This is a genomic window from Methylocella tundrae, assembly GCF_038024855.1.
GTDB classification, from domain to species: domain Bacteria; phylum Pseudomonadota; class Alphaproteobacteria; order Rhizobiales; family Beijerinckiaceae; genus Methylocapsa; species Methylocapsa tundrae.
In genome coordinates this window covers 3,148,330-3,171,897 of sequence record NZ_CP139089.1, presented here as the reverse complement: position 1 = coordinate 3,171,897, position 23,568 = coordinate 3,148,330, and the positions used below count along the sequence as shown (strand labels likewise).

19 protein-coding genes are annotated in these 23,568 nt (G+C 62.9%); 12 read left to right on the top strand and 7 right to left on the bottom strand.

Annotated features, from left to right (window positions below; all coding sequences use genetic code 11):
• Positions 1-142 precede the first annotated feature (142 nt).
• The 4 genes from SIN04_RS16895 (at position 143) to SIN04_RS16880 (ending at position 4,231) form a co-directional block, all read left to right on the top strand.
• The gene (locus tag SIN04_RS16895; RefSeq protein WP_134491081.1) at positions 143-556 is read left to right on the top strand and encodes a hypothetical protein; all 414 of its coding nucleotides are present in this window, start codon (positions 143-145) and stop codon (positions 554-556) included.
• Positions 557-726: 170 nt separating this feature from the next.
• Positions 727-2,955 carry a PBP1A family penicillin-binding protein gene (locus SIN04_RS16890; protein WP_341264082.1) on the top strand — a complete coding sequence of 743 codons (2,229 nt, stop codon included), beginning with the start codon at positions 727-729 and terminating at the stop codon, positions 2,953-2,955.
• 80 nt (positions 2,956-3,035) lie between these two features.
• The gene (locus SIN04_RS16885; protein WP_134491079.1) at positions 3,036-3,656 is read left to right on the top strand and encodes a DUF1214 domain-containing protein; all 621 of its coding nucleotides are present in this window, start codon (positions 3,036-3,038) and stop codon (positions 3,654-3,656) included.
• Entirely contained in the window at positions 3,653-4,231 is a 579-nt protein-coding gene (locus SIN04_RS16880) for a DUF1254 domain-containing protein (RefSeq protein WP_134491077.1), read from the top strand. The genes SIN04_RS16885 and SIN04_RS16880 overlap by 4 nt, the downstream gene beginning before the upstream one ends.
• A 432-nt stretch (positions 4,232-4,663) precedes the next feature.
• Here SIN04_RS16880 and SIN04_RS16875 read toward each other — a convergent pair whose 3' ends face one another.
• Positions 4,664-5,041: a DUF2267 domain-containing protein gene (locus SIN04_RS16875; RefSeq protein ID WP_134491075.1), complete on the bottom strand. Its 378-nt coding sequence runs from the start codon at positions 5,039-5,041 to the stop codon at positions 4,664-4,666.
• 239 nt (positions 5,042-5,280) lie between these two features.
• On the opposite strand from SIN04_RS16875, the gene SIN04_RS16870 reads away from it, so the two are divergent.
• Positions 5,281-6,909 carry an inorganic phosphate transporter gene (locus SIN04_RS16870; protein ID WP_341264081.1) on the top strand — a complete coding sequence of 543 codons (1,629 nt, stop codon included), beginning with the start codon at positions 5,281-5,283 and terminating at the stop codon, positions 6,907-6,909.
• Between the two features lie 108 nt (positions 6,910-7,017).
• Here the strand turns inward: SIN04_RS16870 and SIN04_RS16865 are convergent, their stop codons facing one another.
• Positions 7,018-7,734 carry a peptidoglycan-binding domain-containing protein gene (locus SIN04_RS16865; protein ID WP_341264080.1) on the bottom strand — a complete coding sequence of 239 codons (717 nt, stop codon included), beginning with the start codon at positions 7,732-7,734 and terminating at the stop codon, positions 7,018-7,020.
• Entirely contained in the window at positions 7,727-9,559 is a 1,833-nt protein-coding gene (locus SIN04_RS16860) for a PAS domain-containing sensor histidine kinase (protein WP_134491071.1), read from the bottom strand. The genes SIN04_RS16865 and SIN04_RS16860 overlap by 8 nt, the downstream gene beginning before the upstream one ends.
• A gap of 273 nt (positions 9,560-9,832) precedes the next feature.
• On the opposite strand from SIN04_RS16860, the gene SIN04_RS16855 reads away from it, so the two are divergent.
• Both SIN04_RS16855 and SIN04_RS16850 read left to right on the top strand, forming a co-directional pair.
• A complete protein-coding gene (locus SIN04_RS16855; RefSeq protein WP_134491069.1) occupies positions 9,833-10,126 on the top strand; it encodes a hypothetical protein in 294 nt (97 codons plus the stop codon).
• 86 nt (positions 10,127-10,212) lie between these two features.
• Complete coding sequence (locus SIN04_RS16850; protein WP_134491067.1) at positions 10,213-10,641, top strand: SufE family protein; 429 nt, start codon at positions 10,213-10,215, stop codon at positions 10,639-10,641.
• Positions 10,642-10,850: 209 nt separating this feature from the next.
• Here SIN04_RS16850 and SIN04_RS16845 read toward each other — a convergent pair whose 3' ends face one another.
• Positions 10,851-11,264, bottom strand: coding sequence for a MucR family transcriptional regulator (locus SIN04_RS16845; RefSeq protein ID WP_134491064.1), 414 nt, complete (start codon positions 11,262-11,264; stop codon positions 10,851-10,853).
• Positions 11,265-11,827: 563 nt separating this feature from the next.
• Here SIN04_RS16845 and SIN04_RS16840 point away from each other — a divergent pair.
• On the top strand, positions 11,828-13,867 hold the full coding sequence (locus tag SIN04_RS16840; protein WP_134492617.1) for a S9 family peptidase: 2,040 nt from the start codon (positions 11,828-11,830) through the stop codon (positions 13,865-13,867).
• Positions 13,868-13,886: 19 nt separating this feature from the next.
• On the opposite strand, the gene SIN04_RS16835 is transcribed toward SIN04_RS16840, so the two are convergent.
• Positions 13,887-14,906 carry a hypothetical protein gene (locus SIN04_RS16835; protein ID WP_134491062.1) on the bottom strand — a complete coding sequence of 340 codons (1,020 nt, stop codon included), beginning with the start codon at positions 14,904-14,906 and terminating at the stop codon, positions 13,887-13,889.
• A gap of 321 nt (positions 14,907-15,227) precedes the next feature.
• Between SIN04_RS16835 and SIN04_RS16830 the strand changes: the two genes are divergently transcribed.
• Positions 15,228-15,827, top strand: coding sequence for a superoxide dismutase (locus SIN04_RS16830; protein ID WP_341264079.1), 600 nt, complete (start codon positions 15,228-15,230; stop codon positions 15,825-15,827).
• Between the two features lie 103 nt (positions 15,828-15,930).
• On the opposite strand, the gene SIN04_RS16825 is transcribed toward SIN04_RS16830, so the two are convergent.
• Positions 15,931-16,554: an HPF/RaiA family ribosome-associated protein gene (locus SIN04_RS16825; RefSeq protein ID WP_134491060.1), complete on the bottom strand. Its 624-nt coding sequence runs from the start codon at positions 16,552-16,554 to the stop codon at positions 15,931-15,933.
• 405 nt (positions 16,555-16,959) lie between these two features.
• On the opposite strand from SIN04_RS16825, the gene lexA reads away from it, so the two are divergent.
• Positions 16,960-17,679, top strand: a complete 720-nt coding sequence (lexA, locus tag SIN04_RS16820) for a transcriptional repressor LexA (protein WP_134491058.1) — start codon at positions 16,960-16,962, stop codon at positions 17,677-17,679.
• Positions 17,680-17,705: 26 nt separating this feature from the next.
• Here the strand turns inward: lexA and SIN04_RS16815 are convergent, their stop codons facing one another.
• Positions 17,706-19,979 (bottom strand): ComEC/Rec2 family competence protein, encoded by a 2,274-nt coding sequence (locus SIN04_RS16815; RefSeq protein WP_341264078.1) that lies wholly within the window; start codon positions 19,977-19,979, stop codon positions 17,706-17,708.
• A gap of 398 nt (positions 19,980-20,377) precedes the next feature.
• Between SIN04_RS16815 and gltX the strand changes: the two genes are divergently transcribed.
• Both gltX and gltA read left to right on the top strand, forming a co-directional pair.
• A complete protein-coding gene (gene gltX / locus SIN04_RS16810) occupies positions 20,378-21,799 on the top strand; it encodes a glutamate--tRNA ligase (RefSeq protein WP_134491054.1) in 1,422 nt (473 codons plus the stop codon).
• 458 nt (positions 21,800-22,257) lie between these two features.
• The gene (gene gltA, locus SIN04_RS16805) at positions 22,258-23,547 is read left to right on the top strand and encodes a citrate synthase (RefSeq protein ID WP_134491052.1); all 1,290 of its coding nucleotides are present in this window, start codon (positions 22,258-22,260) and stop codon (positions 23,545-23,547) included.
• Positions 23,548-23,568: the final 21 nt, after the last annotated feature.

Here is a 23,568-nt window from a genome sequence, read left to right as displayed (position 1 = left end):
TTCCCGCCAAAAAGGTTTTTCCGCGTCAAGATCCTGCCGGGGCCGGGCCGTGGGTTCGACGCACGGCGTCAGCCCTTTGGCCGCAGGCGCGGGCCGCTTCGGCGCGGCGCAAGCGCCGTCGGCTTTTGCATCTTGCTGCGACATGAATTTTGACGATTCTCTCAAAGGGTTGCGCAACCGGGCGTCCTGGACATCAGCACCCTATTTCGATCAAAAGCGGCTGCAAACATTGGAGCAATCTACGCAAGCGCGGTTTTGGCCTTCAGGTCCGGTCGGCATGCGCATATTGCTTCAGGAGATCGTTGAGTTCATCAATCCATTTCCTGATGCGGATGATGGTGGCGTCCCGCGCGCTCGCGGCAACGTCAGGTCCCGCCCTCATTTCACCGGATTCGAGAAGCTTAAGCTGCCGTTGAAGCTTAGAACGCATTTCGATCCATTCTTCAACAAAATCATGGACTATCGTCACGCAATACCCCCCATGTTTTGCCAGCAACTTAACACGAGATCGGGGCGCGCGGCCAACGAAAGTGAAATGGCGCCAAATTCGGCCTGACGCCACTGTCCGCCCCAGGCTCCACGATTCATGAAATCCCCAAAATGCGTCCATGTTTCCGCTATATCGCAGCGCCATGATGCGAAGCGGTAGCCACCCGGCGCGAAAATGCTCTAAACTGCGGTCAATGCCGATAGACCGCACCGAGTCTCATTCTGGAGCACAGAGCCGTGTTCGATCGCCTGCGTGAAACGCGGCTTTGGCGCAGGGCGGCGCGCGCCCTGCTGGCGTTCGACGCCTTTGTCGATTCGTCGCTTTTTAGCGGCGGCGAAGAAGCCAAGGAGCGCTATGCCGCTTTTTCCGCCTTCATGGACAGGTTTCATGTGGCCGGCTGGCGGCGCGCCGCTGTGGAGCTCGCCTGCGAGACGCTTACGCTCGGCATCGCGGGCGGCGTCGTGGCGCTCACGCTCGCCGTTCCGGCGTTTCAGGAAACCTCCGAGGACTGGCTGAAGAAGCAGGACCTCGCCGTGACGTTTCTCGACCGCTATGGCCAGGAAGTCGGGCGGCGCGGCATCAAGCATGATGATTCGGTCTCTTTCGACGAATTGCCTGAAAATCTGATCGAGGCGGTGCTGGCGACCGAGGACAGGCGCTTCTTCGATCATTTCGGCGTCGACGTGATCGGCACGTTGCGGGCTCTGACCGTCAATGCGCGGGCCGACACCGTGGTTCAGGGCGGCTCCACCATCACGCAGCAACTCGCCAAGAACATTTTTCTGTCCAACAAGCGCACGCTCGAGCGCAAGATCAAAGAGGCCTATCTCGCCGTCTGGCTCGAATTCCGGCTGTCGAAACGCGAGATCCTGCGGCTTTATTTCGATCGCGCCTATCTTGGCGGCGGCGCTTTCGGCGTGCAGGCCGCTTCGCAATTCTATTTCGGCAAATCGGTGCGCGACCTCACGCTGGCGGAGGCCGCGATGATCGCCGGCCTTTTCAAGGCGCCGACGAAATATGCGCCCCATGTCAATCTGCCGGCCGCACGCGCGCGAGCCAATGACGTTTTGAACAATATGGTCGACGCCGGCTATCTCACGGAAGGGCAGATTTACGCGGCGCTGCGCAATCCCGCGACCCCCGTCGACCGCAACAAGACGACGAGCCCGGACTGGTATCTTGATTACGCCTATGACGAGGTGAAGAAGCTCAGCGAAGCGCACAAGCTCGGCGATGAGCGCGTCCTCACCGTGCGCACCGCGCTCGACTCCGGCCTGCAGGAACACGCCGACGCGACGATTGAGGATCAGTTGCGCCAATATGGCGCAAGCTATCACGCCAAGCAGAGCGCCATGGTGATCTTCGAGCCGAACGGCGCCTTGCGGGCGATGGTGGGCGGGCGCGATTATGGCGCGAGCCAGTTCAACCGCGCGACCGACGCGCTGCGGCAGCCGGGGTCCTCGTTCAAACCCTTCGTTTATCTGACGGCGCTGGAGACCGGCAAGTTCAAGCCGACGACGATCGTCGTCGACGCGCCGATCTGCATCGGCAACTGGTGTCCGCGCAACTACAAGAACAAATATGCCGGCTCGCTGCCTCTGGTGACGGCGCTGGCGCACTCGCTGAACACCGTCGCGGTCCGGCTGTCGATCGCCATCGGCGAGGCCAGTCCTGTCCCGGGACACAACAATGTCTTCGAGAGCGCCAAACGGGGACGCGCGAAGATTGTCGAAACCGCGCGCCTGATGGGGCTGACGACGCCGCTCCCCGACACAGTGTCGCTGCCGATCGGCGCGGATGAAGTAACGGTGGTCGATATGGCGTCGGCCTACTGCGCCTTCGCCAACGGCGGCCTGCGTGCGCCGCCTTATGCCGCCGTCGAGATCGCCAACGGCCGCGGCGAAGTGATCTACCGGCATGATCGCGACGAGCCGCCGCCGCGCCGGATCATCGACGCCGACACCATCGTGACGATGGATTCGATGCTGCTGCAGGTCGTTCTGGCCGGCACAGGCAGGCGCGCGCAACTCGACAATATCGAGGTCGCCGGCAAGACCGGCACGACGAACGGCTATAAGGACGCCTGGTTCGTCGGCTTCACCGGCAATTATGTCGGCGCTGTCTGGTTCGGCAATGACGACAACACCTCGATGAACAATATGACCGGCGGCTCCTTGCCCGCTGCGACCTGGCATGACGTCATGGCCTATGCGCATCAGGGCATCGAGCTGAAGCCTCTGCCGGGGCGCCCCGCGCCGGCGCCGCCCGCCCCGCCCGCCGCCGAAGCCGACGCATCGGCCAGCGGCGCCCCGCAGCGACCGGCAAGCCTGTCGTCCCGCTCGATCGAAACATTGCGCGCCATCGCCAGCGAGATCGAGGCGGCTGAGAAGCTGCGGCAAGGCGCGGGCGTCGGCGCGAACGCAGCCTCGGCCGCTCGCCCGGCCGCTTTGCCGGGCGGCGGATGAGCGGCGCTCTTCTCTGCGCATCTATGCAATTCAATCGGCAGCGGTCATAGCGAGCAGGATCGATCGGATTTAAAGACCTCATGCTCTACCGCGACCCCTCCCGACACAGATTACGCGACCGCGCCGCCCTCCTCGGAAAGTTCCTGCTCGTCGCCGTCGCCGGCGGCGTGATCGGCCTTTGCGTCACTTTCGCGGCGCTGCGGAACGGCTTCGGCTTCGGCGCCGTCGAGGCGGGTCCGTGGACCGCCTGGCCGAGGAACGGCGCCGGCAATATCGACCCTTATTCGCGCGCCACGCTCGCTCTCTCGGGCGAGATTCCCCTCGGCGCATCGGAAGGCATCAGCTTTGTCGCGCTGGATGACAGCGCCGGCAATCGTTTCGACGCCTCCTGCGACTATACGGTGAGCGGGCAGACGCCGCAGGCGCGCTACTGGACGCTGACTGTGATGACGCCGAAGGGCCGGCTGATTGCGAACCCGGCCGAGCGCAACGGCTTCACCTCCAGCGAAATCCTGCGCTCCGCCGATGGCGGCTTCGCCATCACCCTGTCGCATAACGCCCGGCCGGGGAACTGGCTGGCGCTCGGCAGCGACAGGAGCTTCATCCTTGTCCTGCGCCTCTATGAGACTGAATTCAGCGCCGCGACGCTCGCCTTCGACGCATCGAGCCTGCCGACGATCGTCAGGGGAGCATGCCGATGAACCGTCTCGATCGCCTCCTTGCCGGCGTCCTCTGGCTGCTCGGCGTGCTGTTCGTGGCGGCGGCGGTTCATATCCTCGCCGTCTTTTATCTGCCAAGGTATGAGGGGAAAGACCCGTTCAGCCGTCTGTCGGCCTTCGCCAAAACCAGCGAACTCACCGTGCTGCCGCGCGCGACGCCTCAGGCCGAATGGGCGCCCTTCTCCGATCCGGCTCTCGCGCAGGGCGCTTGTCTTTATGACCTGTCGCGCAATCCGATGCGGCTTTCCGGCGAAGTCGACGCCGACCGGATGCTCACTCTCTCGTTTCGCACGCCGACGGGTGAAATTTTCTATTCGATGACCGAGCGCGCGGCACAGCGAGGCAAGATTGACGTGCTGGTTCTGACCGCCGAGCAACTCGAGTCCCTCGAGGCTTCGGACGAAGAGGACGAGGCGCCACAGGAGCTGCGGCTTGTCGCGCCGACAACAAAAGGAATTGTTCTTATCAACGCCCTCGCCGCCTTTCCGAGCGAAAGGCTTGAGGCCGAACAGAGGGTGAAAGCCATGAGCTGCACACCCGAGGCCTCGCCGGAATAGGAAGGCCGCCCGGCTCAGCGTGAGTCCTTGCCCTGACCCTTCCCGGATGATTTCGCGTTGTCTTCGTGGGGGGCGCACAACAGCGCGGCCTCGCATATGGCTTCCCGGCGGATGCCGGTGAAAAAAATAATCTCGCCCCTGCCTCGCGCCATCGGCGGCCGGCCGGATCTTGCGCCTTTCGGCACTTTGAAAGCTACGAGTTCACCCATTGGCGTTGTCTCCGAAAAGATCGACCGGGCGCTTCGCCTTTGCGCGCTGGCCCCAGTCCCTGCTCCGATTCACAGTACCGCGCCGATCTTGCCAAAGTTTCAAAAGCCGATCCAAAATGGGACGCATTTGCTTAGCGCATTTGAGGCAAGGTCGATACGTTCGACCCTGCCCGAACCCGGGCCATCCGACTGTGAGCAATCGCACGTCGCCGCGCGCACTCCGTCAAAGGAACTGGCTGAGGCCCGGAATGGCGGCGGCAACCTGCCGGATGCGCTCCTCGCCGGCCCGTTCCTTGACATAGGCGAACACCTCATGGCCCACCGCCTGCATCTGCCCCATGCTGAGGCCGAGCCCCGAGAGCCTCGCGGCGAGCCCCATGAGGCCGCCGCCCATCATGCCCATCAGGCCGCTGATCAGGCCGCCGCTCTCCGCGCCGGCCGCGGCCGCCTCCGCGGCGCCCGGTACGGTCGCGAATAATTCGTCGATCTCCCCCTTCGGCCCCTCCTTCCGCAGGAAAGCCAATATGACCCCGACCGCCTTCTCGGCGGTGCCTGGCTCAATGCCGGCGGATGCGGAAATGCGCGCAATGAGATCTTGCATGGAAGCCTCGTTCCTGGTCGGGATGTGTTCGAGCTAGCGCCAAGCGGCCGCCAAAATCAAGCGCGCGCCGGCAGCTCCGAGCCGCCCTTCCGATGCAACCTGACGATGCAGCCGGCCAACCTCACGCGCGTTCATGATGATTGCGTCATGAAAGTGTCGCCGGTCAAAGATAGGTGAAAATACCCATAGCCGCGTCATTCCCGCCCGGATACCGGCTTGGCGAAAACGAGGAGATTTTCATGACGTCGCTATCCTCGCCAGATATTCTGGCGACGCCAAAAGTCGATTCAAAGCCCTATCTCAACCAGCCGATGTCGCTGCAGGCGATACTGATTTTCCTGGCGATCGTCGCGCTCGGGTTGTTCTTCACCGCTTTCAGCATTTATCGCGACATCGCTGCGTCCGGCACGAGCGTCACCACCATCCTTCCCTTTCTTCTGCTCGGCCTCGCCCTTTTGATCGCCCTCGGGTTCGAGTTCGTCAACGGCTTCCATGACACCGCCAATGCGGTCGCAACAGTCATTTACACCCATTCCCTGGCGCCACCCGTCGCCGTCGTCTGGTCGGGCTGCTTTAATTTCCTCGGCGTTCTGTTTTCGACCGGCGCCGTCGCCTTCGGCATCGTGTCTTTGCTGCCGGTCGAACTGATCCTCCAGGTCGGCTCTGAGGCGGGCTTCGCCATGGTCTTTGCGATGCTGATCGCGGCCATCATCTGGAATCTCGGCACATGGTGGCTCGGTTTGCCGGCGTCGAGTTCGCATACTCTGATCGGCTCGATCATTGGCGTCGGCGTCGCCAATGCGCTGATGCGCGGTCGCGACGGCACCTCCGGCGTCGACTGGAGCAAAGCCACCGAGATCGGCTACGCGCTGCTGCTTTCGCCGGTCGTCGGATTCGTCTGCGCGGCAATTCTTCTACTGGTCATGAAGATCCTCATCAAATGGCCGGAACTTTATTCCGAGCCAAAACCGCACGCCGCCCCGCCGCTCTGGATTCGTGGCTTGCTGATTTTCACGTCCGCCGGCGTTTCATTCGCGCATGGCTCTAACGACGGGCAGAAGGGGATGGGCCTCATCATGCTCATCCTCATCGGCACCGTGCCGACGGCTTATGCGCTGAACCGCGCAATGCCGGAAAGCCAGGTTGCGAGCTTCATCGAGCATTCGCACGCGGCGTCAAAAGTGGTCGACGCCAAGGCCTCAGGCTATGAAGTGTTGGGCGACCCCCGGCCAGCCGTCACCAACTATATCACCTCGCATGAAATGAACGAGGGCACCTTCCCCTCGCTCGCCGCGCTGATCCGTGACATCGCGGACCAGATTCAGCAATATGGGTCCATCGCCAAAATTCCAGCGGCGAAGGCCGGCAATACCCGCAATGATATGTATCTGGCTTCCGAAGCAATCCGCGTCCTGCAAAAGGACAAGGCGGGCGACCTTACGAAAGGGGACCTTGCGACTCTCACGGCCTACAAGAAGAACCTCGACAGCGCGACGAAGTTCATCCCGGACTGGGTCAAGATTTCGGTCGCGATCGCGCTCGGCCTTGGCACGATGATCGGCTGGAAACGCATCGTCGTCACAGTCGGCGAGAAGATCGGCAAGACGCATCTGACCTATGGCCAGGGCGCCGCCGCCGAACTCGTCGCGATGGGCACCATCGCCGCCGCCGATAATTTCGGCCTGCCCGTCTCGACGACGCATGTGCTTTCGTCCGGCGTCGCCGGGACCATGGCGGCTAACGGCTCGGGGGTGCAGATGTCGACGATCCGGAGCCTTGCGCTGGCCTGGGTGTTGACGCTGCCTTGCGCCATCGCGCTCTCCGCGTTGCTGTTCTTTGTGTTCCGCAAGGTCGAGCTGTTATTCTAGGCTCAATGGGGGCCTAAACGCCGGCGCGAAGCGCCAGTCCATCGAGGCGATCATGCTCCGGCAGGGTCGCCTCTGTACTTTTTGCGGAAGCGGCGGCCCCGTCCAAGTCTAATTGATCGGAACGCCCGATTCCGCGCTGAGAAGGCGCGAAATGGCGGGCGTCAGCTCGCCGCGGCTGGCGCGGCCATGATCGCGCTCATAGCGCTCGATCGCCTGCCTCGTCGTCGCGCCCATGACGCCATCTGGCTTCAGCACAAAGCCCAATTTGACCAGGGCCTTTTGGGCCGCGAGCACGGTCTTGGACGGGCCCACGGCCTGGACCTCGTGTCCGTTGCCGAGCAACAGCTCAGTGATGGCGTCGCGCGGCTTGGTCTCGGCTTCGGCGCCGGCCGGAGCCGGGGCGGACGCTTGATGAGCATGAGGGAGGCTGCTCTTGTCGTCCGTCGGCGTCTTTGCGGACTGGCTGTCATCCGCCTGCGCTGGCGCGAGCTGTTGCGGCCGGGGCGCTGGAATGGGAAGCGTCGCGGGAGCCAGCTCGATTGTGCTTGGCTCTCTTGTCGCGTGAGCGGGCGCGGCGTGACCGAACAAAGGGGCCGGATGGCGCGTCTTCTGCATCGTCAGCGCGTTGATCGCAATACCCCCGAGCGCCGCGACGCAGAGCGCGCTGCCGACAAGCACGAGGGCGCGCCGCGTCTTTACGGACGATTTGCGCGACGAACCGCGCCGTTTCGAAGACGCCCCCTTGTCGCGCTTTGACCGCGCCCTCGGCTTTGAAGGTTCGGTCAGGATGTAATCATGATCAGCCGTAGCCAGAGCTTCACGCAATTTTCTTCACCGTGATTTGTTGGAATAGATCGCCCATTTCGTCGCCGCGACGATAGCGCGCGATGGTCTCAATCTTGGCGCATGTCCGCGCCTTATCGGCGGCGGAGCGGCAATCCATCGGCAGGCGCACGAGAACGCATGTGCCTTCGTCTGGCTCGCTCGCCAGGACGATCGATCCGCCATGCAATCCGACAAGCCCGCTGACGATGGAGAGGCCAAGCCCCGTTCCCTCATAAGGCCGGTCGAGCGCGCCCTTCGCCTGGAAGAAAGGATTGCCGAGGCGCGCGAGATCCTGCGCGTCTATGCCAACGCCTGAGTCGGCGACAAGGATGAGCAGCGTATTGCCCTCGGGCTTCGCGCTGATCCACACCTTGCCGTCGTCGGGCGTGAACTTCACCGCGTTGGAGAGAAGATTGATCAGGATCTGTTTGCAGGCGCGCTTGTCGCCGATAACCTCTTCAAGGCCGTCCGGACACGCCCGCTTGATCTCGATGTTGCGTTCGGCCGCCTTGAGTTTGACCATGTCGCAGCAGATGTCGATCAGAGGGGCAATCGAGAAGTGCGCCGGCGTCAGATCAAAGGAGCCGGACTGTATTTTCGACAGATCGAGAATCGAGTTCACGACGGAGAGAAGGTGCTGCCCTGATTGATGAATGATTGCGGCATATTCGCGTTGCTTTGCGCCATCGCGCGGGGTCTGCTCGGCGTCGCCAAGAATTTCTGAAAAACCGATGATCGCATTCAAGGGCGTTCTGAGTTCATGACTCATATTGGCGAGGAAATGATCTTTCGAGTGATTGGCTTCCTCGGCGCGGGCTCTTGCGGCTTCGAGTTCGTCCTCGCGCCATTTCAGTTCGGTGATGTCGCGATAGATCGCGATGGCGCCTCCGCCATTCGCCGCCCCCCGCCCTCCGGGGTCCGCCTCGCAGCGGCGCGCCCGCATGTCGAGCCAGACAAATACCGGCTCCGCGTAATGGCCGCGATCGACGACGCTTGAGCTCCTGAGGCGCAAGGTGGCGTTGACTGTCGCGCCGCCGGCGCTCGCCTCGGCGATCGCTTTCAGAAACGCTGGGCGATCGGCGACGTGAACATGTTCGAAGAAGCCTCGACTCATCAGTTCGGCGGGAGGCAGCCCGAAGAGGCCTTCGCAGGTGGGGCTGACCGAGGTCGCGGCTCCCGTTCGATCATGAGTGACGACGAGATCGCCAACGGTTTCGGTGAGGATGCTGAAGCGCTCGGCGCGGCGCTGCTCGGCGCGGGAGCGGGCGGCCTGATCCCGCACGAAGGAGAGCGCGACGAGCGTTGCATAGGCGATGGCTGGGAGCAGAAAGAGGGAAGGACGCGCCAGCCCTGAAACGGCGTCGCAGACTCCCAGCGCGTCAGCCGCGGCGACCCCTGCGACGGCGAGCGCCGCGACAAGGCCGCTGGCGCCGATGACCGCCAGATTGAAGGAAAACAGGCTGTCGAGGGGCGCGAGAATGAGCCAGGCGAGGGCGCCCTCGCCCGCGCCGCCGATCGCCGCCGTCAGCCCGGCTGCGATGAGGCCAAAGGTCGACAGCGCCTCCGCCCGCATGAGCCTGCCGGTCGAAGACAGAAGCACGACGGCGGCGAGAGGCAGCGTCAGCCAGGCGAACACAAGCGAATCAACGAGGCCTGGGCCGCCATGCGAGGCGAGATAAAAGGGCGCCGCCGCAACGATCGCGAGCGAAACCGAAAGCCGTCGCAAGATGAAATTCTCATGGCGCGCCCGCTCGTCCGGGGAGGATAGGGCGCCAGGGTGGACGAGGCTGGCGATCCGGCCTTCAAGACTGAGGGGGTAGCCCAAGTTTCGCTCCGCACATGCCGCTTCCTGCCGCGGCGGTTCGAGCGCCACGCTGCCATCGGCGTCTTAAGTTCGCCCTAAATTGCTGCGGCGCGTCTGCATCAAAAGCGGGAAAAAGCCGGGATTAGCCGGCGCGGATCCGCCAAATTCTGTCTATGGTGTAGAAATCCTTGCTATTTTGGTCTTGCGCCATCCCGGCGAGATCCTGCCCGCGGCTTTGTCCGGATTTTAATAAACATCCCCTAACGGCTTGATCTCCAGCAAGGAGATCGATCGATGTGGTTTCTCATCCGCGCCGTTTTCTGGCTCTCGATCGTGTTCGCCCTGATGCCCTGGCCGGAAGGCGCCGGCCTGCATTCCTCCACCGCGATCTGGACGGGCGCGCGCAACGCCATCGGCGCGGCGGTCGGGCAGGCCCGCGCCAAGAGCCAGCAGCTTTGCACGGACGCGCCCATCGCCTGCCTTGAAGCGGCGGCCAAACTCGGTCAGCTCACCGTGGACAAGCGGCCGGACGAAGCAAGGCCTAAGGCCGAGGTCAAGACGGTCCCGGCGGGCGGCCCCCCACGGTGAGCCGGGTCCATCGCGCATTTTTCGGTGGCCCCCCGAGCGCCATCCCCATATAGAGAAGGATCATCCATTCAGCCGCCCGGACCGCCATGAGCCTCGACGAAATCCTTGAGAACTTCACCTATCTTGATGATTGGGACGATCGCTATCGCTATCTGATCGAGCTCGGACGGACGCTGGAGCCGCTCGACGAAGCAGCTCACAATGACGTGAACAAGGTGCGCGGCTGCGCCAGCCAGGTCTGGCTTGAGACGAGCGTTTCGCGGGATCCTTCGGAAAAACCCGTCCTGAGGTTCAAGGGCGACAGCGACGCGCACATCGTGCGCGGCCTCGTCGCTCTCGTGCTTGCGATCTATTCAGGCCACACGGCGGATAAGATCTTGGCGACGGACGCGCAGGAGCTGTTCCAATCGCTCGGCCTGTCCGGCCATTTGACGCCGCAGCGCAGCAACGGCGTGCGCTCCATGATTGAGCGCATCAAAACCGACGCGCGCATGGCGGCGGCTCACGTCTCTTGAGAAGCGCCTGAAGCTGCACGAAACACTGGCTTATCGCGGCGTCGGGCGAGGTTGCCACGCCGCCTCTTGCGCGAGTTGTCGGCCGGCATAGGCGACGTCAGCGAACCCGGCCAAAGGCGGACGCGTCTGCGCGCAGGCGCCGCGGCCGGAGATGACGCAGACGGTGAGACGGCCCGACGACAGTCAAGGCCGCCTGCATCCAGCGGCGTTCAGGCGCGCCGGCGCTGCTGCCCGAGGCCCATCTGCTTGGCGAGATTCGAGCGGGCTTTGGCGTAATTCGGCGCAACCATTGGATAATCGGGCGCAAGACCCCATTTCTCGCGATACTCGTCTGGAGACATATTGTATTGGGTGCGCAGGTGCCGCTTCAATGACTTGAATTTCCGGCCGTCTTCCAAACACACGAGAAAATCGTTGGTGACGGACTTCTTCGCCGGAACCGCGGGCTTTGGCGTCTCGACCGTGGGCACCACGGCGCCGGAAGTGACGCGCAGCAAGGCCGAATGAACTTCACTTATGAGTGAAGGAAGATCGCTCGCAGGCACTGAATTGTTGCTGACATAGGCAGACACAATGTCCGCGGCCAATTCTATATAACTGTTCGAACCTGACGTATCGCTCATGACGATCAATATCCCGAGTAGAAGGCGTCGCCGCTGGAACATGGCCTAAATAGGGGCGCCGCAATTTTCGCAAATGGCGACAAAACCATGTCACACAGAAGTTCTTTTAAGCGACCGCCTCGAATCGACTCTATGAAACATGTTTCTTTTCTAGAACTGAAACACGGTATCCGCAAGTAGCTACCAGCAGACTTTATTGCTAACAAGCAAAAAAAGCGGAAGACGCGCGCGCTTCGATCAAATCAAGGTAGAGGTGAAAGAAGCGGCGCCCAAGGTTGATGTTGGTAGGGCGACCGGCATTCGCGTCGGAATAACCACGGTGGAAGGCGAGGCCCGGTAACCCTGACCCGGCTTGCTCATAGAGAACTAAATAAATATCTTGCGCTAACAGACGCGACTGTCAAAGCGCGGCCAAAAAGTCGGGTTGTGAAGGGCCAAAGCAATATTTGCGGCGGCCTCAAGACCGAATCGTCCCCCCCGAGCAGAGCAAGGAATGCCGCCCAGTGGCCAACCGACTTCCAGAGCCGCCGCCTCCCATCCAGAAAGAACTTGAGACGAAAACGATGCATGGCGTCGCCATCGCAGACGAATATGCGTGGCTCAAGGCCGCCAATTGGCAGGAGGTTCTGCGCGACCCGGCCGCCCTTCCCGCCGCCATCCGGACCGTCATCGACGCCGAGAATGATTTCGCCGCCAGGGCGCTCGAGGCGCAAGAGCCCTTGCGCCAGGCTCTGGTTAAGGAGATGCGCGGGCGCATCAAGGAGGACGACGCCGAAGTTCCGCTGCGCGACGGCCGCTTTCTCTACTATCTCCGCTACAATGAGGGCGGCCAGCACCCGATTTTTTGCCGCTCCGAAGAAGATGGCGCCGCGGTGGAGACCCTTCTCGACGGTGACGCCGAAGGCGCGGGCAAGATTTTCTTCGACATCGCCGAAGCGCGCCATTCCCCCGATCATCGCAAATTCGCCTGGAGCGCCGACGAGAATGGTTCCGAGCTTCACGCCATCCGTGTGCGCGATCTCGATCAGGGCCGGGATGGCGCGGACATCGTGAAGGACACCGATGGAAGCCTCGTCTGGACCGCCGATTCCGGCAGCTTCTATTATGTGCGCGTCGATGAGCATCACCGCCCGGCGGCCGTGTTCCGGCATCGGCTCGGCGAAGACCCCTCGACCGACGCGCTGATCTTCGAGGAGCGCGATCCGCGCTGGTTCATCCACGTAAGGCGCAGTCAATCCGGCGCCTTCGGCATCATCAGCGTCAGCGACCATGACGCGTCGGAGTGTCACCTCCTCGACCTTCATGATCCCGCCGCGCGGCCGCGTCTGATCGAGCCGCGGGCGCCTGGCCTTCGCTATGAGGTCGAGCATCGCGGCGATCAGCTCCATATCCGCGCCAACGCCGACGGCGCCGAGGATTTCAAGATCGTCGTCGCTCCGCTGGCGACGCCCGCCAAGGCGTTCTGGGCCGACGAGATCGGCCATAAGCCCGGCCGGATGATCATCGCCCTGTCCGTGTTCCCGGAGTATCTCGTTCGGCTCGAGCGCGAGGAGGGACTGCCGCGCATCGTCATCAGATGTTTCGAAAGCGGAGAGGAACACGCCGTCGCTTTCGCGGAAGAGGCCTATTCGCTCTCGATCAATGAACGTCTCGAATTTGATACGCGCCTGCTGCGCTTCACCTATTCTTCGATGACGACGCCGCGCGAGACTTACGACTACGATCTTGCGACGGGCGCGCGCGTCCTGCGCAAGCGCCAGACGATTCCCTCCGGCCACGATCCCGCCGCTTACGTCACCCGGCGGCTTTTCGCTCCCGCCGCGGACGGCGAGCTTGTGCCGGTTTCGATCCTTTATCGCCGCGACCTCCCTCTCGAGGATTCGGCGCCTGTGCTGCTCTATGGCTACGGCGCCTATGGCCATCCGACGCCGGCCTCGTTCAGCGCGACGCGCCTCTCACTCGTCGATCGCGGCTTCATTTATGCGATCGCCCATGTTCGCGGCGGCACGGAGAAGGGCTGGCGCTGGTATGTCGGCGGCAAGCTCGCCAACAAGCCGCACAGCTTTTCGGACTTTGTCGCCGCCGCGCGCCATCTGATCGCCAAGGGCCTGACGAAGGAAGGGCGCATCGTCATCCAGGGCGGCAGCGCCGGCGGCATGCTGATGGGCGCCGCGGTGAACCTCGCTCCGGACCTCTTCGCCGGCGTCATCGCCGATGTGCCGTTTGTGGACGTGCTCAACACCATGCTCGACGCCGAACTGCCGCTGACGCCGCCGGAATGGCTCGAATGGGGCAATCCGATCACGGACGCCGAGGCTTTCGCGGCGATCCGATCCTATTCGCCTTACGACAACATAGTTGAAAAACGCTACCCGCCGATCCTTGCCCTCGGCGGTCTGACCGACCCACGCGTCACCTATTGGGAGCCGCTGAAATGGACGGCGCGGCTTCGCGCCACCATGACCGGCGGCGGCCCGATTCTCTGCAAGATCAACATGGGCGCGGGACATGGCGGCGCGCCGGGCCGCTTCGATCGGCTCCAGGACGCGGCGCTGCAATATGCTTTTGCGCTCGCATGCGTCGAGGGCGCTTTTGGGGCATGACCGCTCGAAGGCGCGCCGGTTACTCCCCCCGCGCCTGGGAATCCATGAAGACCTTGAGTTCAGCCATCGAGGTGAAATGAAAGGCGCCGCGCTCGGAACGGGCCTCGATCGATCCATCCGCGAACATCACATAGGTCGTGCCTTCGGATTCATAACGCCCGATGACGGCGCGCCTCTCTTGCGCCGGGTCGGAGCGGGTTTCGGCCGCGCTCTCGGCGGGAGAGGCGGGCGGGCGAGGCGCGGCCGGATTTAACGCCGCCTCCGCTTCGCGCCGGCCCCTTTCCAGGGCGAGCGACGAATTGTCTTCGCTTCCCGTTTCAGCTTCGGACCGCGCCGCCGGCGCCTGCGCGGCGTCGAAAGGCTGCGGGATTTCCTTCAAGCCGAGCGCGCGCGGCAAACCAAAAGATAGCGGCGGCGCTCGCCGCCTCTGAACCTGCTCGACTGGCGGCTCGGCCTCCTGCTGCGCCGGAGCCGCGTACGACGGCTCCGCGCGAGCCTGCGATCTGCCGGCAAACGCATCGCCTTCTTCATGGCGAGACGTCTGCGGTTTGCTTTTGATAGTCTCCGCGACGACACGGCGGATGTCTTCGATCGAGGCCTGGGCGACAGGCGAGGCCGCCGCCTCGACGCGTTGATTCGGGACGGAGGGCGTGGGGCCGGGCTCCGGCGGCGGAATCTCGGGCTCGGCGCCAATCCCGGCCAGGGAGGCGAACGCTGCGTCCTGCAATGCCGCCTCTTGCCAGGGAGCGACTGAGGCTTGCGCGCCGGCTGCCTCGCTAACGCGCAGTTCGGCCTGCCATGGCGCCTCCGCCGCCTTTGCGCGCGCATCGCGCTCGGCCTTGAGAAACGCGCGCAGTCTCGCGAGGCTGTGCAAAATGGTCGCGAGCGCCATTGTCACGATGCCGCCGGACAAGGCCGTCGCGCCGGCAATGAGGCTCGACCAGCCGCGCTCGACATTGATGATGCCATAGCCAAAGGAAATCGAGGCGGCGCCGCAGACGGCAAGCAAAAGTCCGAGGCCGAAAATCAGGTAACTCATCTTGTTCTATCCACGCGGCCTCTTGCGGATCAGAGCATTGGCGAACGAAATGCGCCGCAAATCCGACAGGCTGAGAAATTAGCCGCAAAACATCCGCGCGCAAAGCTTGGAAAAAATTGCCTGACGGACGACGGCGGCCGGCTTTCCCATTCTCGAAGGCGCGCGAACGAACCACGAGCCGAATGCATTGAACGAACGCGCCGGAACCTCGTCCAATGCGCCGCTAGAAGGTTGCTGCGCAGCTTCGCGCCGTCTACTTAACACCATGCGGCCGCGGGAGGCTGCCCTTCCGGGCTGCATTTTCTCATCAGGAGATCCAAGATGTCGTTCACCCTGCCTGAGCTTCCCTACGCCTATGAGGCGCTCCAGCCCTATATGTCCAAAGAGACGCTGGAATATCACCACGACAAGCATCACGCGGCCTACGTGACCAACGCCAATAATTTCATCAAGGACAGCGGCCTCGATGGCAAGTCGCTGGAAGACGTCGTCAAGGACTCATTCGGCAAGAACGCTCCTTTGTTCAACAATGCGGCGCAACACTACAACCATCTTCATTTCTGGAACTGGTTGAAGCCAAATGGCGGCGGCGCTATTCCCGGCAAGATCGAAAAAGCCATTATCGACAGCCTCGGGTCGGTCGCGAAAGCAAAGGAAGACTTCATCCAGGCCGGCCTCACGCAGTTCGGCTCGGGCTGGGCCTGGCTCTCCGTTAAGGACGGCAAGATCATCGTGAGCAAGACGCCGAACGGCGAAAATCCGCTGATTCATGGCGCCGCTCCGATCCTTGGCGTCGATGTGTGGGAACATTCCTACTACATCGATTATCGCAATCGCCGGCCGGATTACCTCAAGGCGTTCGTCGATAATCTCATCAACTGGGAATATGTCGAGCAACTCTACGAAAAGGCGATCGCCTGAGCGCAGGCGAGACCGCCACGCCGTTTCGCGGCGACGCTCACTAAAAAAACCGGGGCCGCGACATGCGCGGCCCCGCTCGAATCCGCATCCTGCACGCAAATGGTCAGGCGCCGGTCACGATCGGCTCAAGCGCGCCTGCCGGTCGCGCCGCTTTGTCGCGTCCCGTCTCGCGCTGCTCCAACACATAGACGGCGCTGGCCTGGGGGCCCATCACCCCTTCCGCAGCGGCGCGCGTGAAATGCACCATGGCGCCGATCTTCAGATTGTCGAAGCTTCCCCGCATCACGCAGCTGCGGGAGAAGTAAAGATCCGGGCCGCCTTTCACCTCCACGAAGCCATGGTCCTGCTCGGGAAACAGACGCACCACGACGCCCGACTCGATACCGTTCTCGTGCCGCTTCACATTTCCCTTGATGATCTCGGCAAGCTGCTCAAGCTGGCGCTGAACAGCGTCGAAAACGCGATGGACGAGTGTGTTCTGCTGGCCTTTCCGCTTCGCTTCCGACTTTGCGACGATCAACGGCCGGCCGGGCACCTCGACTTCGACGCAGAGGGCGAGCGGCGCCACCGTATTCCTCGGTCCGCGATGAGACGCGCCCGCGACCACGCGGCACCCGATGATGTGCGCGTAAATATGTTCGAGCCGTTGCACTCTCTCCTCGATGAGCTTCGCGAGGGCCTCGGAGTGCTGTATGTCGCGGAATACGATCTGCAGCGGTCGATCCATGCGTGGTCTCCTCTCGTAAGAGGCCGGAACCACTCGGCGAAGAAGAGACGCCGTGCGCCGGCCGTTTACATCAACGTATGGCAAAGCTGAAAGTTCCGTGAACGATCCGTCGTGCCCAGCGCGCAAAAAAGCGCCGGGGTCTCGCATCAGGCGCCTTGCGGAACGCAGCGCGAACAGATATGGTCTGTTCACTCTTTGTGCGAGTTTACTGGCCGCCCATGATCCGCGATCCATCGGTTTTGCGCTTCGCTATCGCCCTGCGCCCTGTTTTATCCCTGGCCTTGCGGCAGCGGCCACGCTTAACCTTTGAACACAGAGTCGGAGCTTGCCGCGGAAGCGCCAGCTAAAGCGCGCCCGCGCCGCCGCGGCGGGACGTGCAGATCGTTTACGAGAAAGTCAGAGCCGATGTTGACGAAAAAGCAAAGCGAGCTGTTGCGCTTCATCCATGAGCGGCTCAAGGAGACGGGCGTGCCCCCCTCTTTCGACGAGATGAAGGACGCGCTCGACCTGCGGTCGAAGTCGGGAATTCATCGTCTGATCATCGCGCTTGAGGAGCGTGGCTTCATCCGGCGCCTGCCCAACCGGGCGCGGGCGCTGGAGGTATTGCGCATGCCCGATTCTTCGACGCCGCCGGAGCTCAACCGGAACAAGAAATTCGAGCCGAGCGTCATCGAAGGCAATCTTGGGCGGGTGCGCTCCTTGCCTGCGAGCCCGAGCCGGGAAGAAGAAGACGGCCCTCGGGGGACCGTCGCCATCCCGGTCATGGGGCGAATCGCCGCGGGCACGCCGATTACGGCCCTGCAGAACCGCAGCCACACCATCAGCCTGCCGCCGGAGATGCTGCCGCAAGGCGAACATTACGCCCTTGAAGTGCGCGGCGACTCAATGATCGAGGCCGGAATATTCGACGCCGACACGGTAGTGATCCGCAAGCAGGACACGGCGGAAACGGGCGACATTGTCGTCGCGCTGATCGACGACGAGGAGGCGACGCTGAAGCGGCTGCGCCGGCGCGGCGCCTCGATCGCGCTCGAAGCCGCAAATCCCGCCTATGAGACGCGCATTTTCGGACCGGACCGCGTGCGCATTCAAGGCAAGCTCGTCAGCCTCATTCGCCGTTATTAAAGCGTGATGTTTGGCAGCTTGCGCGCCTACTCAAGCGGCGAGGCGTCGCCGTCTTCGTCCTCGACGGCGCCCCGCGCCTCGCCAGCGTCCCGCGCGACGCTGGAAGGGTCAAGATCGGAAGATGCGGCCCGCGTTGGCCGCGACGCTGCGAACGAACGCGAGCTTGGGCCCCATTTTCGCCTGGGCGCAGGAGACCAGGGGCGGTCCTCGTCCGGCGTTCGAGCCGCGCGCCTTGCGACGCCGGACGCGGTAAACGACAAGGTTATGGCGCCGGTTTCTTTCAGTTCCCCCCGATCGATGACAAGGCCCGCGGCGCAGCCCGCCGGCGCGAAGAGCGGCGTCACGATGATGTCGGCGCGCCCGCAATCTTCGGCGAACGCAGCTTTGTCGAACACCAGCGACAGGGAACGGCCATCCGCGAGATATCCAACGCAGCCAACCTTGTCGCAGGCGGCTTTTTTCACCGCCTCGCGCGCGGGGCGGCCGTCGGCGTCGGCGCGAAGCCACTGCTCCGAAGCAAAAAGGCTCGGGCGCGACGCGATGACCGCGAGCCGGCCATCCCGCCCGCGAAACGCTGCGGCTTCGCCGTTCGGGGCGACCGCCATGTCGAACGAGGGTCCGCAGAGCGCGCCCCACACGCCGATAACTGCGAGCGGCAAAGCCATCGCGCGAAAAACGGCGGTCCGCCACAGCACGGAACAGAGCATTGCGAGGGTCAGGAAGATGATGGACCAGGGCGCGAAGGCGGGCAGATGGAGGGTCGCCCCCGGCAGCCTTCCGATTTCCGCCGCCGCCCACATGATGCCGTCGATGCCAAGCCCGACATATCGCCAGACCCATGCGTCAAGTCCGAGCGGATAGAGCAATGTTCCGATAAGCGCCCCGGGCACTGCGAAAACCTCGATCACGGTCAGGGTCAGCGGATTGCCGATCAGCACATAGGGGCTGAGCTCGTGAAAATTATAGGCCATGAAAGAGGCCGTCGCGGCGGTGGCGCAAAAGGTCGCGAACAAAAGACCTCCGGGGCCACGCGCCAGCAGATTTTTGCAGGCGCGCCAGAAGAGCCGCAGGCGCTCGCCTTCGACGGCGCGAGCGCGCAGAATCAGCCCATCTTCGCGATCGGCGGCGGCGGCGGCCATACGCGCCTCATAGACCGCGACCAGCGCGGCGACCGCGGCGAAAGATAGCTGAAAGCTCGCGCCCATGATTGATTCCGGCTCGGTCAGAATGACGATCAGCGCGGCGAAGGCAAGATTCCGCATGGTCAAGGCCTGACGGTCGAGAAGCACCGCGCCGAGCATGATCAACGTCATGAACAGTGCGCGCTCGGTCCCGACCCGGGACCCCGTCGCGACGTCGTAAAAAACCGCGCCGGCCATAGCGAGGGCCGCCGACCATTTCTTGATCGGATAGCGCAGGGCCAGCGTCGGGCTTAAAGCCAGAAGCCGGCGAAAACCGACGAAAAAAATAGCGGCGACCAGCGTCATCTGGACGCCGGAAATCGTGATGATGTGAAAAATGCCGGCCTCGCGGATGACGTCCTTGGCCGCATCGGACAAAAGATCGCGTTTGCCGGTTACCATGGCGGCGGCGATTGCTCCCGCGTCGCCGCCGACGATCTGGTCGATGCGGCGGGCCAGCGCGTTGCGCCCGCGATCGAGCGCCATCATGGTTCGCAGCGCCAAACCGGGCGGCGCGGGCGGCGCGGCGGTTTCGATGCGGCCTAACGCATTGCCGACGCCTCCGATGCCGGCAAACCAAGCGTCCTTGGCAAAATCATAGCCCCCCGGAAGACTGGCGTGGGCCGGTGGAAGCAGCCGCGCCTTGAGCCTGACATAGGCTCCCGCCTCAAAGGGCGGCGCGCGGCGTATTGAAAGCCGGACGCGGTAAGGCGTCGCCGCGGCGGCGAGCCCCTCGATCGCATACACCCGCAGGACGAAACGCGCGCCGGCGCGGCGGAAATCCATTTGTTCGATAAAACCCTCGACAACGCCAATCGTCGTCCTGTCGATGATCGGGGCGGCGACGCGCGCCGAGCGCCAGGCTGCCGAAAGATCGCCCGCGAAAAAGGCGCAGAGGCCGCAGAGCAGGAAAAAGGCGAGACGCCGCCCGCGCGCCAAAAACGCAAGGCCTGCGAAAGCGGCCGTGAGCGGGACGAGCAGCCACAAGGAAGGTTCACGATCGGCCGCCATGTAGCTGACGACGCCGGCGCCAGCCGCCGCTGGCAGCCAGAGAAACATGCGGCGAAGCGCGACCTCCGTCTCGAACGCATCGACAAAGATGCGGCGGAGCTGCGACACGGCGCCACTGAGCCCGGCCGAAATTCTGCCCGCTCCGCGCGAACTTCCATCGGCTATGGCTGTTTCCGCTGGTCTCGACAATAGCGCCGCCGGTCATACATTCAGGATGAGCCAGCCTCGGCGCCGCATCGGCGGCCCGACGGGCGGGGCCCTTCCCCCAATCGCTTTGCCGATCAGCGGCATATGCCTCTATTTTTTCGGCGGTTCTATGTTACACGAGCCGCAGCGGCGCGTAAGGCCCGGCGTCGAAGCGCCGAAGATTTTATCGCCGCGAGCGCGAGCGCTCCCGCTTGGATCGATCATGCTCCTGATATGCTTGTTTTTAACGCGGGATCTTTTTGGCAGAGCGCGCCGCTTTTCCACGGAGAGACCGTAGGCCATTAGTGGAAATCTGCCTTATGTCCGATGCGGTCGTCACTCGTTTTGCGCCCTCCCCGACGGGGTTTCTTCACATCGGAGGGGCTCGCACGGCGCTATTCAACTGGCTCTATGCGCGCCACTTCGGCGGCAAGATGCTGCTGCGCATCGAGGACACCGATCGCGAGCGCTCGACCGAGGCGGCGATCAGAGCCATTATTGACGGGCTGAAATGGCTCGGCCTCGACTGGGACGGCGAGGTCATCTACCAGTTCCAGCGCGCGGCGCGGCACCGCGAGGTCGTCGAAAACCTGATCGCCTCCGGCAATGCTTATTATTGCTATGCGACGCCGAAGGAGCTCGACGAAATGCGCGAGAAGGCGCGCGCCGAGGGACGCCCGCCGCGTTATGACGGGCGCTGGCGCGATCGGGCCGCCTTTGAGGCGCCGGGCGACGTCAAGCCTGTAGTGCGGCTCAAGGCCCCGCTCGATGGCGAAACCATTATCGAGGACAAGGTTCAGGGCCGCGTCAGCTGGGCCAACAAGGATCTCGACGATCTCGTCCTTTTGCGCTCCGACGGCACGCCGACCTATATGCTCGCCGTCGTGGTCGACGATCACGACATGGGGGTCACGCAGATCATTCGCGGCGACGATCACCTGACCAATGCGGCGCGGCAGATGCAGATCTACGCCGCCCTCGGCTGGAGCGCGCCCGCCATGGCGCATATCCCGCTGATCCACGGCGCCGACGGCGCCAAATTGTCGAAGCGGCACGGCGCTCTCGGCGTCGACGCCTATCGCGCGCTCGGCTTTCTGCCGGCCGCCGTGCGCAATTATCTCGTTCGTCTCGGATGGAGCCAGGGCGACAAGGAGTTCTTTTCGACGCAGGAGATGATTGACGCTTTCGATCTCGCTCACGTAGGCCGCTCGCCGGCCCGCTTTGATTTCGCAAAGCTCGAAAATATGAACGGCCACTATATCCGCGCGACCCCCAATGAGGCTCTCGCCCGCGAGCTTGAAGAAACGTTGCCCTATCTGCCAGGCGGCGCCGAGCGCAAGCATCAGCTTGACGCTGCGATGCGAGAAAAATTGCTGGCCGCCATGCCCGGACTGAAGGAACGCGCCAAGACGCTGATCGAGCTTCTCGACGGCGCGGCGTTTTTGTTCGCCCGCCGGCCGCTGCCCATTGACGCCAAGGCCGAGGAGATTCTCGCTAACGGAGGCCGCGCCCACATCGCCAATCTGCTGCCCTTGTTCGCCGCGCTGGAAGAGTGGTCGGCCGCGGGGGCTGAAGCCGTCGTGCGCGACTATGCCGAAAGCGCCAGGGTCAAACTCGGCCAGGTGGCGCAGCCATTGCGCGCGGCGTTGACTGGCCGCTCAACATCGCCTGGCATCTTCGACGTCCTCGCCGTGCTCGGGCGTGACGAAAGCCTCGGCCGCCTGCGAGACCAGGCCGGCTGACGAGGCGCGACGCCCTGTGGCGCGGATTGGATTGTTTTTTGCTTCACATGGCGACCAAGGCCGGGAATGTCATCGTCTGTAGGTTATTGACGTATAAATGTGCATATCGCCTATCCGCGCGGCGCTAGCTCGACGTGTTGGCGCCCCGACGCTGCCGGCTGGTTCTCAAGCGATGAAATATCCGCCTGCGAATTTGCAGGTATATCTCGCGTTAGCACAGGCATTATGCATAACTGAACAATATTGAATTCGCAGATCTACAATAATGGAGACAAACGCAGGCGATAGACTTGGCGAAATGAGCGGCGCGAGCGGGCGCCGCTTGAACCCAAGCTTCTCATGGGCTAAGACCATCGCATCGCATTATTAGTCATTGCGTTGGAGTTCTCACATCCAAGAAAAGCGCCCGGATGATGAATTCGGCGCCCCCCGCCACCCTTTGGTAAAAGGCAGCCTTCATGAGCACGACGACTGGGTCTTTTAGTATCGGTGAAGCTACAGTCGAAATGCCGGTCAAAGCTGGATCGATTGGCCCCGCAGTCGTAGACATTGGAAAGCTCTACGCCAAGACCGGGATGTTCACATACGATCCCGGCTTCACATCGACGGCGAGTTGCGAGTCCGAAATCACCTATATCGACGGCGACGAGGGCGTGCTGCTGTATCGCGGTTATCCGATCGCCCAGATTGCTGAACACGGCGACTATCTCGAAACATGCTACCTTTTGCTCTACGGCGAGTTGCCGACCCCGACGCAAAAGCGCGATTTCGACTATCGGATCACGCGCCACACGATGATCCATGAGCAGATGGCCCGCTTCTTCCAGGGCTTCCGGCGCGACGCGCATCCGATGGCCGTGATGGTCGCAAGCGTTGGCGCATTGTCGGCCTTCTATCACGATTCGACCGACATTTCGGACCCGCGTCAGCGCATGGTCGCCTCCATGCGGCTCATCGCAAAAATGCCGACGCTGGCGGCCATGGCGTTTAAGTACACGATCGGCCAGCCGTTCGTTTATCCGAAGAACGAACTTGATTACGCGTCGAATTTCCTACGCATGTGCTTCGCGGTTCCGACCGAGGAATATAAGGTCAGGCCGACCCTCGCACGCGCGCTCGACCGCATCTTCATTCTCCATGCCGATCACGAGCAGAACGCGTCCACCTCGACGGTGCGCCTCGCCGGATCCTCGGGCGCCAATCCGTTCGCCTGTATCGCCGCGGGCGTCGCCTGCCTCTGGGGGCCCGCGCATGGAGGCGCCAATGAGGCGGCGCTGAAGATGCTGACGGAAATCGGAACCGTCGAAAATATTCCAAAGTTCATCGCCCGCGCCAAGGACAAGAATGACCCGTTCAGGCTGATGGGCTTTGGCCATCGCGTCTATAAGAATTACGATCCTCGCGCGAAGATCATGCAGCAGACCTGCCACGAAGTGCTGAACGAACTCGGCCTCAAGAACGATCCGCTTCTGGCGGTTGCGATGGAACTCGAGCGCATCGCTCTCCACGACGAATACTTCATCGAGAAGAAGCTTTATCCGAACATCGACTTCTATTCCGGCATCACGCTGAAGGCGATGGGATTCCCCGTTTCCATGTTCACCGTGCTCTTCGCTGTCGCGCGCACCTCCGGCTGGATCGCGCAATGGAAGGAAATGATCGAAGATCCTGGCCAGAAGATCGGCCGCCCGCGTCAGCTCTATACGGGCGCGCCGCAGCGCGACTATGTGGCGCCCGATAAACGCTAAACGCTTGACGAGACAAGATGT

Coding starts and splice junctions, on each gene's coding strand:
- SIN04_RS16870 (WP_341264081.1), top strand. CDS start 5,281: ATGACGTCGCTATCCTCGCCAGATATTCTGGCGACGCCAAAAGTCGAT.
- SIN04_RS16850 (WP_134491067.1), top strand. CDS start 10,213: ATGAGCCTCGACGAAATCCTTGAGAACTTCACCTATCTTGATGATTGG.
- gltX (WP_134491054.1), top strand. CDS start 20,378: ATGTCCGATGCGGTCGTCACTCGTTTTGCGCCCTCCCCGACGGGGTTT.
- SIN04_RS16885 (WP_134491079.1), top strand. CDS start 3,036: ATGCTCTACCGCGACCCCTCCCGACACAGATTACGCGACCGCGCCGCC.
- gltA (WP_134491052.1), top strand. CDS start 22,258: ATGAGCACGACGACTGGGTCTTTTAGTATCGGTGAAGCTACAGTCGAA.
- SIN04_RS16845 (WP_134491064.1), bottom strand. CDS start 11,264: ATGAGCGATACGTCAGGTTCGAACAGTTATATAGAATTGGCCGCGGAC.
- SIN04_RS16880 (WP_134491077.1), top strand. CDS start 3,653: ATGAACCGTCTCGATCGCCTCCTTGCCGGCGTCCTCTGGCTGCTCGGC.
- SIN04_RS16830 (WP_341264079.1), top strand. CDS start 15,228: ATGTCGTTCACCCTGCCTGAGCTTCCCTACGCCTATGAGGCGCTCCAG.
- SIN04_RS16835 (WP_134491062.1), bottom strand. CDS start 14,906: ATGAGTTACCTGATTTTCGGCCTCGGACTTTTGCTTGCCGTCTGCGGC.
- SIN04_RS16825 (WP_134491060.1), bottom strand. CDS start 16,554: ATGGATCGACCGCTGCAGATCGTATTCCGCGACATACAGCACTCCGAG.
- lexA (WP_134491058.1), top strand. CDS start 16,960: ATGTTGACGAAAAAGCAAAGCGAGCTGTTGCGCTTCATCCATGAGCGG.
- SIN04_RS16855 (WP_134491069.1), top strand. CDS start 9,833: ATGTGGTTTCTCATCCGCGCCGTTTTCTGGCTCTCGATCGTGTTCGCC.
- SIN04_RS16895 (WP_134491081.1), top strand. CDS start 143: ATGAATTTTGACGATTCTCTCAAAGGGTTGCGCAACCGGGCGTCCTGG.
- SIN04_RS16840 (WP_134492617.1), top strand. CDS start 11,828: ATGCATGGCGTCGCCATCGCAGACGAATATGCGTGGCTCAAGGCCGCC.
- SIN04_RS16875 (WP_134491075.1), bottom strand. CDS start 5,041: ATGCAAGATCTCATTGCGCGCATTTCCGCATCCGCCGGCATTGAGCCA.